This window comes from Streptomyces sp. NPDC056061 (genome assembly GCF_042266885.1).
Classification (GTDB): Bacteria; Actinomycetota; Actinomycetes; order Streptomycetales; family Streptomycetaceae; genus Streptomyces.
In genome coordinates this window covers 96,677-111,321 of record NZ_JBHJWQ010000026.1, presented here as the reverse complement: position 1 = coordinate 111,321, position 14,645 = coordinate 96,677, and the positions used below count along the sequence as shown (strand labels likewise).

Annotated in this window: 12 protein-coding genes and 2 pseudogenes; 8 read left to right on the top strand and 6 right to left on the bottom strand. The window is 69.9% G+C overall.

Translation table 11 applies throughout. The annotated features are described in order from the left end of the window. Window positions 1-99: 99 nt before the first annotated feature. The gene (locus tag ACFC79_RS29700) at window positions 100-1,041 is read right to left on the bottom strand and encodes a CBM35 domain-containing protein (RefSeq protein WP_376246313.1); all 942 of its coding nucleotides are present in this window, start codon (window positions 1,039-1,041) and stop codon (window positions 100-102) included. Between the two features lie 162 nt (window positions 1,042-1,203). After that, a complete protein-coding gene (gene cdgB / locus ACFC79_RS29695) occupies window positions 1,204-2,847 on the bottom strand; it encodes a diguanylate cyclase CdgB (RefSeq protein WP_376246311.1) in 1,644 nt (547 codons plus the stop codon). Between the two features lie 490 nt (window positions 2,848-3,337). On the opposite strand from cdgB, the gene ACFC79_RS29690 reads away from it, so the two are divergent. Continuing rightward, window positions 3,338-3,844 (top strand): flavin reductase family protein, encoded by a 507-nt coding sequence (locus ACFC79_RS29690; RefSeq protein ID WP_376246308.1) that lies wholly within the window; start codon window positions 3,338-3,340, stop codon window positions 3,842-3,844. Window positions 3,845-4,053: 209 nt separating this feature from the next. Here the strand turns inward: ACFC79_RS29690 and arfB are convergent, their stop codons facing one another. Further along, window positions 4,054-4,488, bottom strand: coding sequence for an alternative ribosome rescue aminoacyl-tRNA hydrolase ArfB (arfB, locus tag ACFC79_RS29685; RefSeq protein ID WP_376246305.1), 435 nt, complete (start codon window positions 4,486-4,488; stop codon window positions 4,054-4,056). A gap of 198 nt (window positions 4,489-4,686) precedes the next feature. On the opposite strand from arfB, the gene ACFC79_RS29680 reads away from it, so the two are divergent. Together ACFC79_RS29680 and ACFC79_RS29675 are read left to right on the top strand one after the other, a co-directional pair. Next, the gene (locus ACFC79_RS29680; protein ID WP_376246302.1) at window positions 4,687-5,262 is read left to right on the top strand and encodes a TerD family protein; all 576 of its coding nucleotides are present in this window, start codon (window positions 4,687-4,689) and stop codon (window positions 5,260-5,262) included. Window positions 5,263-5,667: 405 nt separating this feature from the next. Further along, window positions 5,668-7,248, top strand: a complete 1,581-nt coding sequence (locus tag ACFC79_RS29675) for a M4 family metallopeptidase (RefSeq protein ID WP_376246300.1) — start codon at window positions 5,668-5,670, stop codon at window positions 7,246-7,248. 86 nt (window positions 7,249-7,334) lie between these two features. On the opposite strand, the gene ACFC79_RS29670 is transcribed toward ACFC79_RS29675, so the two are convergent. Together ACFC79_RS29670 and ACFC79_RS29665 are read right to left on the bottom strand one after the other, a co-directional pair. After that, window positions 7,335-8,747, bottom strand: a complete 1,413-nt coding sequence (locus ACFC79_RS29670) for a M1 family metallopeptidase (RefSeq protein WP_376246297.1) — start codon at window positions 8,745-8,747, stop codon at window positions 7,335-7,337. A 245-nt stretch (window positions 8,748-8,992) separates the two neighbouring features. Beyond that, window positions 8,993-9,064, bottom strand: a pseudogene (locus ACFC79_RS29665) (heme-binding protein); the annotation flags it as partial. Window positions 9,065-9,191: 127 nt separating this feature from the next. On the opposite strand from ACFC79_RS29665, the pseudogene ACFC79_RS29660 reads away from it, so the two are divergent. Then, window positions 9,192-11,389 (top strand): annotated as a pseudogene (locus ACFC79_RS29660) (Tn3 family transposase). Next, window positions 11,359-12,090, top strand: a complete 732-nt coding sequence (locus ACFC79_RS29655; RefSeq protein WP_376246294.1) for a Tn3 family transposase — start codon at window positions 11,359-11,361, stop codon at window positions 12,088-12,090. The pseudogene ACFC79_RS29660 and the gene ACFC79_RS29655 overlap by 31 nt, the downstream one beginning before the upstream one ends. A 50-nt stretch (window positions 12,091-12,140) precedes the next feature. On the opposite strand, the gene ACFC79_RS29650 is transcribed toward ACFC79_RS29655, so the two are convergent. After that, window positions 12,141-12,770: a type III effector protein gene (locus ACFC79_RS29650; protein ID WP_376246291.1), complete on the bottom strand. Its 630-nt coding sequence runs from the start codon at window positions 12,768-12,770 to the stop codon at window positions 12,141-12,143. A gap of 128 nt (window positions 12,771-12,898) precedes the next feature. Here ACFC79_RS29650 and ACFC79_RS29645 point away from each other — a divergent pair, with 128 nt between their 5' ends. The 3 genes from ACFC79_RS29645 (at window position 12,899) to ACFC79_RS29635 (ending at window position 14,328) form a co-directional block, all read left to right on the top strand. After that, window positions 12,899-13,330 carry an Hsp20/alpha crystallin family protein gene (locus ACFC79_RS29645; protein WP_216341952.1) on the top strand — a complete coding sequence of 144 codons (432 nt, stop codon included), beginning with the start codon at window positions 12,899-12,901 and terminating at the stop codon, window positions 13,328-13,330. A gap of 98 nt (window positions 13,331-13,428) precedes the next feature. After that, entirely contained in the window at window positions 13,429-13,824 is a 396-nt protein-coding gene (locus ACFC79_RS29640) for a DUF2267 domain-containing protein (RefSeq protein WP_376246288.1), read from the top strand. Between the two features lie 60 nt (window positions 13,825-13,884). Then, the gene (locus ACFC79_RS29635; protein ID WP_376246285.1) at window positions 13,885-14,328 is read left to right on the top strand and encodes a DUF2267 domain-containing protein; all 444 of its coding nucleotides are present in this window, start codon (window positions 13,885-13,887) and stop codon (window positions 14,326-14,328) included. Window positions 14,329-14,645: the final 317 nt, after the last annotated feature.

The following is a 14,645-nucleotide window of genomic DNA, read 5'->3' as shown; positions in this document are numbered from 1 at the left end:
TTTGTTTATAAGAGCCCGTTGCCGCACACCCGAGGGTGTGCGGCAACGGGCCCCTCTCCCGCGGTCGCCGCGCGTCCCTGCCGGGACGCCGTACGGGGCTCAGCCGTCGTCGGGCGTGACCTCCAGCCAGTCGAGGATCACATCGCACTGGTTCCCGTCCTGGCACGAGATGCTGATCTCGTTCTCGCCCTTGCTCAGGTCGACCGGCGCCCAGGTGGTCTGCCAGTTCTTCTCCCAGTTCGGGTCCGAGGAGCTTATGAAGTTCTTGAGCCCGATGGGCTGCGGGTTCGGCTTGCCGTTGACCGTCAGCGTGGCGTTGGCGTCCTTCGCGGGAATCGCGTAGCGCACCGTCAGGCGGTACTTGCCGCCGTCCTGCATCTGCGCCTTCCACGTCACGGACGCTCCGACCGCGTTGAAGCCGGTGACGTACGAGCCGTTGGGCCCCTGCGCGCCCTTGATGGCCTGCTCGACGGTGGCACTGCCGCCGAGCTTCAGCGTCGCCGCGTCCTGCTTGGGCAGCTCGACCGGGCCCTCGGAGCTGGAGGACGGCTCGGGCTCCGGGGACTCGTCCACCTGTCCGGCAGGCCCCTGCGACGAACTCGCCTCGTCCTTCTTCTCGCCCTTCTTGTTCTTGTCCGAGAGCAGCGCGGCACCGATGCCGATGCACACCACCAGCACCACGGCCACCGCACCGATCAGCAGGCCCTTGGTGTTCGGACCGCCCTTGCCGGAACCGCGGCCGGGCTGCTGCGGGGGCTGTGCGTGAGGAGCACCGCCGGGGTACGTCTCCGGGGCGGCGTACTGGGCATTCGGCCGGCCGTAGGGCTGCTGCTGCGGCACCTGCTGCCCGTACTGGCGCTCCCCGACGGCCCGCACCTGGTTGTACGAGGTCCGGGGCACACCTGGCTGCGGGGCCACCGGGGGGTAGCCGTATCCACCCTGCCGCGGCGACTGGGCGCCGGCTGCCTGACCGTCCTCGTACAGGTAGCCGAACGGATCGTCGTCATCGGGCTTGTTTGCGCCGCTGTTCCCGGCCGTCATCCCTGGTCACTCCTCACCATCTCGCCAGCCGTCGCCGAATAGTGCCAGCCGTGGCCGACCGGCCGAGCCTACCTCGAACGGACCACACCAAGAATTGCCGTCGCACGTCCTGGAACCCGGTCCGCGGCAGTGGTACTCAGAGGTACACCACCGCCGTGAACATCAGCCCGCCCGGCGGGGAACCTTCGCCCGCGACCGCTTCTCCACGTACATCCGCTGGTCGGCGGAGGCAAGCACCTCCTCCACGGTCATGCCGCAGGAGGCCCAGCCGATACCGAAGCTCGCCCCGACGCGCACCGCCCGGCCGTCGACCCGGATCGGCGGGATGATCGCGTTGCGCAGCCGGACCGCCAGATCGGCGGCGTCCGCGGCGCCGAGCCCGTCGGCGAGGACGACGAACTCGTCACCGCCGAGCCGTGCGACGGTGTCGCCGTCCCGGACACAGGTGCTGAGGCGGCGGGCCACTTCGATCAGCACGGCATCGCCGGTGTGGTGGCCGAACCGGTCGTTGATGGACTTGAAACCGTCGAGGTCGCAGAAGAGGACCGCGAGCCCCTTCGCCCCGTCGTCCTGCTCGGTGTCCGGTGCGACGGCGTGCACGTGGTGGTCGTACGGACCGCCCACCGCGGGATCCACCTCGTAGCCGTGTGCCCGGGAATCCGGATCGTCGGTTTCCGCATAGGCCGCGTCCAGCGTCTCGACGGCGGTGGCGGCGACCGCGTGCGGACGCTCGCAGAGCCGGGCGCTGAGCCGGGACCGCAGCTCCGCGCTGTTCGGCAGGCCGGTGAGCGCGTCGTGCGAGGCACGGTGCGCGAGATTCAGCTCGTGGCGCTTCCGCTCCTCTATGTCCTCGACGTGGGTGAGCAGGAAGCGCGGGCCGTCCCGGGTGTCCGCGACCACGGAATTGCGCAGCGACACCCACAGGTAGCTGCCGTCCCGCCGCCCCAGCCGCAGCTCGGCCCGGCCGCCCTCGGCCGAGGTCCGCAGCAGGGTGCCGATGTCCTCGGGGTGGACGAGATCGGCGAAGGAGTAGCGGCGGAGCACGGAGGCGGGGCGCCCGAGCAGCCTGCACAGGGCGTCGTTGGTCCGCAGCAGCCTGCCGTGCTGGTCGCCGCCCATCTCGGCGATGGCCATGCCGCTGGGCGCGTACTCGAAGGCCTGGCGGAAGGACTCCTCGCTGGCCCGCAGCGCCTGCTGCTCCCGCTCCAGACGGACCAGGGCGCGCTGCATGTTTGCTCTGAGGCGGGCGTTGCTTATCGCAATGGCCGCCTGCGACGCGTACATCTGGAGCGCCTCCCGACCCCAGGCGCCGGGACGGCGCCCGTTGCGCGGACGGTCGACGGATATGACGCCCAGCAGGTCGCGTCCGCCACCCGGGGCATACATCGGGGCGTAGAGACGGTCCTCGGGGTGCCACTCGTCCTCGAAGCGCGGCTCCGGCCCGTCGGTGTGCCACTGCGGCACGTCGTCGCCGAGGAGGACCCAGCCGTCCGTGTGCGGGATGAAGCGGAGCTCGCCCCATTCCTCGCCCATGGACAGCCTGCGCTCCCAGGACGAGCGCGAGCCGACGCGGCCGGTGATCAAGGCTTCTGCGGCACTGTTGCCGGCGAACGCGGCGACGACGAGGTCCCCGTCCTGACGGACCATGTTCACGCAGCCGAGTCCGTATCCGAGGCCGAAAACGATTCCGTCGGCCACGGTCTGCAGCGTGTCGGCCAGGCTCCGTGCCGTATTGAGGTCGGCCACGGCCTGGTGCAGTTGCCGCAGCGCCGCAAGACGGACGTACGGCTCCGACTCGGCCTCCATTGTTCGCACTCCCCGAGACCTCGACAGCACTCCAGGTTCAAATCGGCACACTTGATGACGTACGTGGATGACCCACTTGGATGACTTAGACGGCTTAGATGACTTACTTAATGAAGTGTCACGGCCACTGAATCACAGTGAGCTGTGCCGCCGGTACACAGGGTCAGCAATAATTGCTCTCTGTGACTCAAGTCACAACAGATGGTAAAGAGAGGGAAGTCAACATACCGGGCGGCCCGTTCTTTATTGAACGCAAATCCGCCGCGTCGGCGCCGCCCCGCCTCCGTCCGCCACCCACCCTCCGGCCACCGCGGCACGCACCCGGACCGCCACACCGAGTGACCGCGGCACCCCGTCGCGGCCAGAGGTCCTAGGACCAGGTTCGGCCCCTGGCCCGATGCCCGTACCCATCGGCCGCGACTAGCGTGCCTGTGTGTTGCAGACAAAGCCTCCCGCCCCGCGTACCGTTCCCGTCCCCCATGCTGAGGGGGTGAGCAACGATGAGTTCCGAGCCGCGCTGTCCCGGCTGGCCGCCGGAGTCGTGCTGGTCACGGCCGAGGAGCCGCCGCTGGACGAGAACGGACTCGGCGAGGACGTCGGGATGACGGCGACCGCCTTCATGTCGGTGTCGTTGGATCCGCCGCTGGTCATGGTGAGCCTGCGCAACGACTCGCGGATGGACGACCTGCTGGCGGAACAGCCGCTGTGGGCCGTCTCCGTGCTCGCCGAGAGCCAGCGGCACATCGCCGGTCGGTTCGCGATGAAGGGCCGGATCAGCGACCGGCTGCTGTTCGAGGACATCCCCTACCGGCGGGGCGAGTTCACCCGCGCACCCCTGGTCGGCGGTGCGTTGGCCACACTGGAGTGCCGCACCGAGCAGCGGGTCCCGGCGGGCGATCACATGCTGGTGATCGGCCGGGTGCTGAGCGCGGACCTGCCCAGCGGGGACGGTGCGCCGCTGATGTACTTCCGGGGGCGGTACCGGCGGCTGGGGTGAGACGGCGGGGGACGGTGCGGGGGCGGGACGGTGTGTGTGAGTGCGGTCCGGCACTCGCGCGGAGGCGGCCCGTCGCAGGCGGGAGCCGTCGCGTGCGGGGGGCGGTCCGTCGCCCGGACGGGGACGTGTGCGAGGGGTGCGGTCCGTCGCCCGGACGTGTGCGGGGACGGGGACGGGTACGACGTGTGCGGGGGCAGGGACGGGGACGGTCACCAATCGCGGCCGGAGCGGCCGCGCTTCGTCTCGCCGCGCTGCTTCTTCTCGCGCAGTCGGCGCTCGTTGATGCCGCGCGGGATCCTGGTCCTGCGGCGCGGCTTGGGGGGCGGCGCGGTGGCCTCGGCCAGCAGGGCGGCGAGCCGCACGAGAGCCGTCTCCCGGTTGCGCCACTGGGAACGGTGCTCGGACGCCCGTACCGCGACGACACCGTCCACGAGCCTGCTCTCCAGCCGCTGGAGCGCCCGCTCCTTCCACACCTCGGGGAGCGCCTCGGTCGCCGCGAGGTCGAAGCGGAGCTCCACCTGGGAGTCGCTGGTGTTGACGTGCTGTCCGCCGGGCCCGGAGGAGCGCGAGAAACGCCACATGAGCTCGGCCTCCGGCAGGGAGACCGAACCGCGGATGACATAGGGCCCGGACATGGCACCCATGTTCCCCGGCCCACCCGGTGTTCGTCACCTTCTTTTGCCGCACGGGTCCGCCCCGGGCGCCGTCCCGGGGCTGCCGCCCGAACTCGGTAAAGAAAGTAAAGGGAGCAGGAACCTCCCGGTCCCCTGCTCGCGTTATGACGAGTGACGGTAGCTTCGTGATGACATGAAGCCCGCACTCGACGATGAAAGGGACTTCCCATGGCTGTAAGCCTGTCCAAGGGCGGCAACGTCTCGCTCACCAAGGAGGCCCCGGGCCTGACCGCCGTCACGGTCGGCCTCGGCTGGGACGTCCGTACCACCACCGGCACCGACTTCGACCTCGACGCCTCGGCGATCGCGGTCGACGCGGCCGGCAAGGTCGTCTCCGACGGCCACTTCGTCTTCTTCAACAACAAGTCGACGCCGGACCAGACCATCGTCCACACCGGTGACAACGTCACGGGCCAGGGCGAGGGCGACGACGAGCAGATCAACGTCAACCTGGCGGGCCTGCCCGCCGAGGTCGACAAGATCGTCTTCCCGGTCTCGATCTACGACGCCGAGAGCCGCAGCCAGAACTTCGGCCAGGTGCGCAACGCGTTCATCCGCATCATCAACCAGGCCGGCGGCACGGAGATCGCCCGTTACGACCTGAGCGAGGACGCCGCCACCGAGACCGCCATGGTCTTCGGCGAGCTCTACCGCAACGGCGCGGAGTGGAAGTTCCGCGCGGTCGGCCAGGGTTACGCCTCGGGCCTTGCCGGTATCGCCCAGGACTTCGGCGTCAACATCTGACGCCTCCGGGCCCGGCGGGCCCGCGTCCATCCGGGAGCCCCCGGCCGTACGTCCTGCGGCCGGGGGCTCCCGTACGTCCACCGCCGGACGCCTGCGGCCCGTACCCCGCCCCACGCCCCCGTTCCTGACGTCCCTGTTCCTGACGCCCCCGTTCCCGGCGTCCCTGTTCCCGAAGTCCCCGCTCCCGGCGGGCGCGTTCCCGACGCCCCCCGTTCCCGGCGGGCGGAATGCACACACGCTCTACGCATCTTGCACGCTTCGCCGAATAGCGAACACAAACGAACCCCAGTCGGACAAGAAGTAGTCAAATAAATGTGAGGCATTTGTTAGCACACCGTCAATCTTGGTCATTCAATGGCACGCTCTCCGCTCGTAACCCCCCACGGAACGAGCAACGGAGAACACATGACCCCCCACATGAACACCCGTCGCGCCGCTGCCCTGGCCGCCGCGGCCGCGATGGTCGTCATAGGCGTCCAGACCGGCTCCGCAAGTGCCGCCCCCGACCAGGGACGTGACGCCACCTCCGCCACTCGCAGCGCCGTCGACCTCGGCGCGAACACTGCCTCACTGCGCACCGCCGCCATCAAGTCGGCCCAGGCCGACACCGCTTCGGCCGCCGCGTCGCTCGGCCTCGGCGGACAGGAGAAGCTGATCGTCCGTGACGTGATCAAGGACGCGAACGGCACCGTCCACACCCGCTACGAGCGCACCTACGCGGGCCTCCCGGTCCTCGGCGGCGACCTCGTCACGCACACCGCCGGCAACGGGAAGCTCAAGGGCGTCACCAAGGCGACCAAGGCCAAGATCTCCGTCCCGTCCACCACGGCGAAGATCAAGACCGCGGCGAGCGCCCGCAAGGTGATCTGGGCGAGCGACGGCAAGCCCGTCCTCGCCTTCGAGTCGGTGCGCAAGGGCGTGCAGAAGGACGGCACGCCGAGCCGGATGCACATCATCACCGACGCCACCACCGGCAAGGAGCTCCGCCGCTTCGAGTCCATCGAGACGGGTGTCGGCAACAGCCAGTACAGCGGCAAGGTCGACCTGACCACCACCAAGTCCGGTTCCGGCTACGAGCTGACCGACGGCGACCGCGGCGGCCACAAGACGTACGACCTCAACCAGGGCCAGAGCGGCACCGGTTCGCTGGTCACGGACGACGACGACACCTGGGGCGACGGCACCGGCAACGACCGCCAGACCGCGGCCGTCGACGCCGCCTACGGTGCCGCGCAGACCTGGGACTTCTACAAGTCGGCGTTCGGCCGCGACGGCATCGCCGGTGACGGCAAGGCCGCGTACTCGCGGGTGCACTACGGCAACGCCTACGTCAACGCGTTCTGGGACGACAGCTGCTTCTGCATGACGTACGGCGACGGCGCCGACAACAAGAGCGCCCTCACCGCACTCGACGTCGCCGGGCACGAGATGAGCCACGGCCTGACCGCGTCCACCGCCAACCTCAACTACTACGGCGAGTCCGGCGGTCTGAACGAGGCGACCAGCGACATCATCGGCACCGCCGTCGAGTTCGCCGCCGACAACAGCACCGACGTCGGCGACTACCTCATCGGCGAGGAGATCGACATCAACGGCGACGGCACGCCGCTGCGCTACATGGACAAGCCCAGCAAGGACGGCGCCTCCGCGGACTCCTGGGACAGCAGCGTCGGCGACCTCGACGTGCACTACTCCTCCGGTGTCGCCAACCACTTCTTCTACCTGCTGTCCGAGGGCAGCGGCGCGAAGACGATCAACGGCGTCGACTACGACTCCCCGACCGCCGACGGCTCCACCGTCACCGGCATAGGCCGGGACAAGGCCGTCCAGATCTGGTACAAGGCGCTCTCCGAGTACATGACGTCGAGCACCGACTACGCGGACGCCCGCTCGGCGACCGAGAAGGCGGCGACCGACCTGTACGGTGCCGACAGCGCCGAGCTCAAGGCCGTCGGCGCCGCCTGGGACGGTGTCAACGTGAAGTAACACCCCCGGAGCGAGCGGGACACGCAGCGCAGAACGCAGCGAGGAACGCAGCAGGGAAACGCAGTGCGGAACACCACGGGAGCCGGTCAGCCCTTCGAGGCGGGCCGGCTCCTCCCGTACAGCCAGGTGTCCCACAGCCCGGTCAGGTCCTTGCCGGTCGTCCGCTCCACGTAGGCGGTGAAGTCGGCGGTCGAGGCGTTGCCGTGCCGGTGGGCCTTCGTCCACCCCTGGACGAGCGCGAAGAAGCGCCGGTCGTCCCCGACGGCCTGCCGGATCTTGTGGACGACCATCGCACCGCGCCCGTACACCGGTGCCCGCGAGATGTCCGCGGCGGTGGGCGGATCTGAGGGCGGGAAGGCCCAGTTGGCGTCCTCGTCGAATGCCTCGTCGAACCGTTCCCCGACCGGGCGGTCCCTCTCGTCCTCCTCCCACAGCCACTCCGCGTAGGTCGCGAATCCCTCGTTGAGCCACATGTCCCGCCAACTCTTCGGCGTGACGGAGTTCCCGAACCACTGGTGCGCCATCTCGTGGACCAGCAGCCCGGCATCCGGCGGACCGGGGAAGAACGGGCGGTTCTGGGTCTCCAGCGCGTATCCGGCGTCCCCGTCCCGCCCGACGATCGCACCGGTGGCGGAGAACGGGTACGGGCCGAAGCGGTCCGCCTCCCACTTCACGATCTCGGGCACCCGGGCCAGGACCGGCGCGCTCTGCGCCGCCACCGTCGTGTCGGCGGCGGTGAACACCTCGATGCCGTCCGGGGTGGTCGACGTCTTCGTGTCGAAGCGGCCGACGGCCACCGTGGCGAGATAGCTCGCCATCGGTTCGGCGACGTGCCAGTGGTACGTGCCGGAGCCTCCCGCGCCGGTGGTGCGGGAGGCCAGCACTCCGTTGGAGACAGCCGTGAGGCCGCGGGGGACGGTGACGGTGATGTCGTACGTCGCCTTGTCGCTCGGGTGGTTGTTGCCGGGGAACCAGGCCATGGAACCGGCCGGCTCGCCGAGCCCGACGCCCCCGTCCTCCGTCCGGAGCCAGCCCTCCTCCGAGGAGTCGGGGTCGGTGAGGGTCCTGGGCGAACCGGAGTAGCGGACCACCGTACGGAACGTGTCGCCCTTGCGGAGCGGTTCGCCGTCCTCGGTCGCGGGTCGCAGCGTCAGCTCGTCACCGGCCCGGTTGACGGCGGCCCGTCGGCCGTCGACGGTCGCGCTCTGCACGGTGAGCCCGGACAGGTCCAGGTTGAAGGCGCTCAGATCCTGGGTGGCGCGTGCAGTGATCGTGGCGGTGCCGCGCAGCCGGTGCGCATGCGGGTCGATGTCGAGCACGAGGTCGTAGTGCGTGACGTCGTAGCCGCCGTTGCCGAGCTTCGGAAAGTACGGATCGCGCAGGCCGGACGCGCCTGGGGTGCCCCGGACCCCGCCCGAGCACCCCGTGGAGACCGCAAGAACCAGCAGGGCGAGGGCGGCGGAGCACACATTGCGACGTACGCGTGTTCGCTGATCCACACCCGCGATCGTAGGGGCTGCCGCGTGGCCCCGCCCTTTCGCGGACGAGCCGGTCCGGCCCCCGGGCGGCGCGGACATCTGGTCGGAGGACGGCTACGGGTCGGAGGGCGTTCCCGTCCACTCCTGGCGTGCTGGGGTCTGTCCGGCTGTCCGGCTGTCCGGCTGTCCGGCTGTCCGGTGGATCCTGTCGCGGTCGTGGGCCGGACAGACCCCCGAGGGTGTTCCGGTGTGCGGGGGTGTTGCGCCTACCGGGCCAGGGCGGCGACGCCGACCTGGGCGAACTTCTCGTCGAGGTCACCACTGGGGGCATCGGCAACGGCCCTGTTCTCCCGAAGCTGCCGCGAAGTGACAAGTAGCTCTCTGTAGCGGATCTGGCGTGTGCTTGTCCGCGTTTTCGATCTTCTGGGTTCATCGGGGGCCGTGCTCAGCGACGTTGGTCCGGTCATGACGACCGCCGAGGAGATCCCGGCGCCGGCGGTGGCGTACGTCGCCCAGCAGGTGAAGGTGCCCGCCGAGGAGTGGGCCGCGTACGACTGGGCGGGGCGGGCGATCAAGCGGCACCGGGTGGAGATCCGGGGCGCATTTGGCTTCCGCGAGTGCACGGAGGAGGACCAGGCCCAACTTGCCGAGTGGCTGGCGGTGGAGCTGTGCGGGGTGGAGCTGTCGAGGGACCGGCTGGCGGGGGCCGTGGTGGCCCGCTGCCGCAAGGACAGGCTGGAGCCGCCCACGCCGGGGCGTATCACCCGCCTGGTGGGGTCGGCGGTCAACACCTTCGAGGAACGGTTCTGCGCGAACACGGTGGGCCGGCTGTCGGCGGCGACCCGGTCCCAGCTGGATGACCTTATCGCCGAGGACGCCGACGCGAGCGAGGACAGCACGGGCGGCGGGGGCACGTTCTTCACCGAGCTGAAGGCCGACCCGGGCGCGCTGGGACTGGACAGCCTCCTGACGGAGGTGAACAAGCTCCAGCGGGTGCGCGCGCTGGAGCTGCCGCCGGAGCTGTTCGGGGACGTGTCGGAGAAGCTGGTGGCCGCCTGGCGGGCACGGGCGTCGAAGGAGTACCCCTCGGACCTGCGCGCGGCTGCCGGCCCGGTGCGCTACACGCTGCTGTCCACGCTGTGCCACGTGCGGGAGACGGAGATCACCGACTCGCTGGTGGAGCTGTTCATCCAGCTCGTGCAGAAGATCAACACACGGGCGGAGAAGAAGGTCGAGGGCGAGTTCAACAAGGAGATGAAGCGGGTCCGCGGCAAGGAGGGCATCTTGCTGCGGCTGGCGGAGGCGGCGGTCGCCGAGCCGGGCGGCACGGTCCGCAAGGTGATCTATCCGGTGGCCGGGGAGTCCATGCTGAAGGCCTTGGCGGCGGAGGCCGCGGCGAACGAGGCCCGTTACCGGGCCCGGGTGCGGACGGTGCTGCGCTCGTCGTATTCCAACCACTGGCGGCGGATGCTCTCGCCGCTGCTGAACGCGTTGGAGCTGAAGTGCAACAACACCGCCTACCGGCCGGTGATGGACGCGATCGACCTGCTCAAGCGGTACCTGGACCAACCCATCGCCAAGGAGGGCGCGTTCTTCGACGAGGCGGAGAAGATCCCGCTGGCGGGGGTGGTGCGCGATGCGTGGCGCAAGGCGGTGGTGGATGAGCGCGGACGGGTCGAGCGCATCCCGTACGAGCTGTGCGTGCTCGTCTCGCTGCGGGACGCGCTGCGGCGGCGGGAGATCTGGGTGCCGGGCGCGAACCGGTGGCAGAACCCGGAGGACGATCTGCCACCGGACTTCGAGGACAACCGCGATGTCCACTACGACGCGATCCGCCAGCCGCAGGACCCGGAGAAGTTCATCGGGGCCCTTCAGAAGCGGCTGCGCGAGGCCCTGACTCGCTTCGACACGGCGCCGGAACTGGGCACTACGGGCGGGGTGGACATCGTCCGCCGGAACGGCGAGCCGTGGATCAAGGTCTCGCCTCTGGGCAAGCAGGAGGAGCCGGAGAACCTGGTTGCGCTGAAGGCGGAGATCGAACGCCGCTGGGGCACCATCGACCTGATCGACATCCTTAATGAGGCCGAGTTCGCCACCGGCTTCACCGGCGAATTCACCTCGGTTGCCACACGCGAGGCGGTACCGAAGGCGGTGCTGCGGCGCCGGCTGCTGCTGGTGCTGTTCGCCCTGGGTACGAACATGGGCATCAAGCGGGTCGCGGTCACCGGCAAGCACGGCGAGAGCGAGGCCGTACTGCGGCGGGTCGGCACCTGTTCGTCAACCGGGCCAACCTGCGCTCCGCGCTGGTGCGGCTCGTCAACTCCACCTTCGCCGCCCGCGATGCGGCGTGGTGGGGCGAGGGCACCGCCTGCGCGAGCGACTCCAAGAAGTTCGGCTCCTGGTCCTCGAACTTCATGACCGAGTGGCACCAGCGCTACCGCGGCCCCGGGGTGATGATCTACTGGCACGTCGAGAAGAAGTCGCTGTGCGTCTACAGCCAGCTCAAATCCTGCTCGGCCTCCGAGGTCGCCGCGATGATCGAGGGCGTGCTGCGGCACTGCACGGACGTGGAGATCGACCGGCAGTACACCGACACGCACGGCGCCTCCATCGTCGGGTTTACCTCGCCCACATGCTCGGCTTCAACCTGCTGCCCAGGCTGAAGAACGTCGGATCGGCGCGGCTGTACCGGCCGGCGGCCGGGGAGGACGACACCTGGTCGAACCTGGCGCCGGTGCTGTCGGCCAAGACGATCGACTGGGACCTGATCCGCCAGCAGTACGACCAGATCGTGAAGTACACCACCGCCCTGCGCCTGGGCACCGCTGAGGCCGAGCAGGTCCTGCGACGCTTCACCCGCGGCGGACCCAAGCACCCCACCTACCGGGCGATCGAGGAACTCGGGCGGGCGGCACGTACGGCGTTCATCTGCGACTACCTCGCGGACGCTGACCTGCGCCGCGAGATCAACGACGGGCTCCAGGTCGTGGAGAACTGGAACAGCGCCAACCACGACCTGTTCTACGGCAAGGACGGCGACCTGACCGGCTCCGACAAGGAGTCGCAGGAGGTCTCCATGCTCGCCCTGCACCTGCTCCAGTCCGCGCTGGTGCACGTCAACACCCTGCTCCTCCAGGACATCCTGAGCGAGGAGAAGTGGCAGAAGCGGCTCACCGACGCCGACCGGCGGGCCCTGTCCCCGCTGTTCTGGACGCACGTGAACCCCTACGGCCGGTTCGAGCTGGACATGAACTCCCACCTCGACCTTGCCGCCGCGGTGGCCACGCTGCCGGGCCCCCGCACCCCGCCCGAGGCGGAAACCGCACGGTCGGCGGCGGCCGGTGCGGCCGGGTCGGCATCCTGAAGACCCACAGGCCCGGCGCTGTCGGCGGGCGGCTGGACCGTTGACCCGTACTACGGGGCTGTGAGCGTGTCGAGCCGGGCGGCGAGATCGGGGTGGGCGGCGGCCAGGTGGGGGCGGGCGGCGGCCAGGGGGGCGATGAGGTCGGCAGGATCGTCGTGGGCGAGGGCCGCGTGAAGCTCGCTGAACGAGCGGCGGGCGGCGGCGGGCAGGTCGGTGAGTGCGGTGATCTGGCCGGCGATACGGCGCAGGTCGGCCGCGTTGCGGCGGGCCCAGGCGGCGGTGGTGCGGTCGGCGGCCCGGGCCTGGCGGGTGGCCGTCACGCGCTGTTCACCGGTGCTCCCCACCGGGCCGGGGCGGCCGCGCAGGTAGCGGCGCTCGGCGGCCTGGCGGCTGGCGACGCCGAGGGGCGGGGCGAGGTCGGCCCAGCTGGCGCCCGCGTCGCGGGCGGTTTCGATCAGGCCGGTTTCCCATCCGGCGAGCTGCTCGCGGACCTGCCGCAGCAGCATCAGCGAGGCCAGGGCCTGCTCCGGGCCCGGCCCGGCATCGGAAGTGTTCGGAGCCTCCTGCTGGGCTTCGCGCAAGGCGTCGTCTATGGCGTTGAGGGCCGCCGCGGCGGCGAGGAACGACGCCGGGCTGTGGGCGTCGGTGCCGGTCGTGGACGGCTGCTCGGCCGGGGTCACGGACACCTCCCTGGGTTTGTCATCGAGCTGACGACATCGTGTTTGTCATCCATTGGATGACATGTTACAACGGTGTCAGTGAGGCGCATTGGCAGTAACTGCCTGAACCTGCTGGAGGTGTTTTCCCGATGTTGATGCGCACTGACCCCTTCCGTGAGCTGGACCGGCTGACGCAGCAGCTGCTGGGCCCGGGGACCTGGTCGAGGCCGTCGGCGATGCCGATGGACGCCTACCGCGAGGGCGACGAGTACGTGGTGGCCTTCGACCTTCCCGGCGTCAGCGCCGACGCGATCGACATCGACGTCGAACGGAACATGCTCACCGTCAAGGCCGAGCGTCGGCCGGTGGCGAAGGCCGACGACGTGCAGATGGAACTGTCCGAGCGGCCGCTGGGCGTCTTCTCCCGCCAGATCGTGCTCGCCGACACCCTCGACACCGAGCACATCAAGGCCGACTACGACGCGGGCGTGCTCACCCTGCGCATCCCGATCGCCGAGCGCGCCAAGCCCCGCAAGATCTCCATCGGCGTCGGGACCGGCCACAAGGAGATCTCCGGCTGACACCGGCCGGACAGGTGCGGAGGACGGGCACCTGATCTCCCCCTCACCCGCCCTCCGCACCCCTACGGGCATCCGAACCAGAAGGGGTGGCGGCCGGGATGACTCTGCGACACGAAGCGTTCCTCGACCACGTCAAGGAACGCGGCGAGTACGGCACTGTAGAGGAAGCCGAGCGCGCGGCCCGCGTAGTGCTCGCCCTGCTCGGCGCACACCTGGTCGGCGAGGTCCGCGCCCAGCTCGCGGCACGCCTGCCGGAGGAATTCGCTCTCATCCTGCTCAACCCGCTCCAGAGTGCCGAGCCGCTGCCGCCGGAGCGGTTCGTGCGGGCGACTGCGGCCTGGATCGAGGGCGCCACCGAGCAGACCGCGACCTGGGACGTCAGCGCCGTGCTGTCCACGGTCGCCGACACCGCGGGCGACGACCTGCTGGGGCAGATCCTGCTCCAGCTCCCGGTCGGCTACGACCTCCTCTTCGGCCGCCCCCAGCCCACCTGACCACCGGTGCCGTACACCGGCACCCCCCCGACCCCGGCTTGACGAAAGGCATGCACCGCAGTGATCACCGACGTGCGCGTACCGCTTGAGCACCAGCAGCCGTACTCGACGGCGTATGAGCAGATGCTGGAGAAGGTCCGCTACGAAGGCGCCTACCCCACCCGCGAGCGAGCTGAGGAAGCCGTCCGCCTGGTCCTTTCGGGGCTGGGACGCCAGCTGACCGGCGACGAACGCGTCGACCTGGCCGCCTGCCTGCCCCTGGAGGCCGCACGCGTCCTGACCGCACAGATTCCCGACACCCAGCCGCTGACCGGCTGGGCCTTCGTCAAGGACCTCGCCGCCCGCTCCGGCGCCTCCCTGGCCACCACCCGCTGGGACACCGGCTCCGTCTTCGCCGCTGTCACCGCCCACGCTGGCCCCGACCTCATCACCCGCATCCTCCACCAGCTCCCCACCGGCTGGGCCCTGCTGTTCGGCCAAGCCGAACTCAACCCGGCCGCGTAAAAACGGGCACCCGGCACCCGGAGCCGCAACATGAGCCGCTCCGGGCCGGCGCTTGGTGAAGTCCCCCGATCCGCGCGATCGGGGGACTTCCGCCTTTGCTGGTCACCATCCCGGCCCGTCGGCCGCTCCGTCGCCCCCGGACGAGCCGGGCGCACTGATGCGCGAGCCCAGGGAAGATCGCTCACTGCCCCTCGCCCGACGTGTAACTGTGCGTGGCGACCGGCACGGACCGTGATTCTCATAAACGGTCCTTTGCGCGAGCAAGATCAATCACGGGGCGCCGAACCCTCATCGCACCCGGATTCGTTCGCAGAACC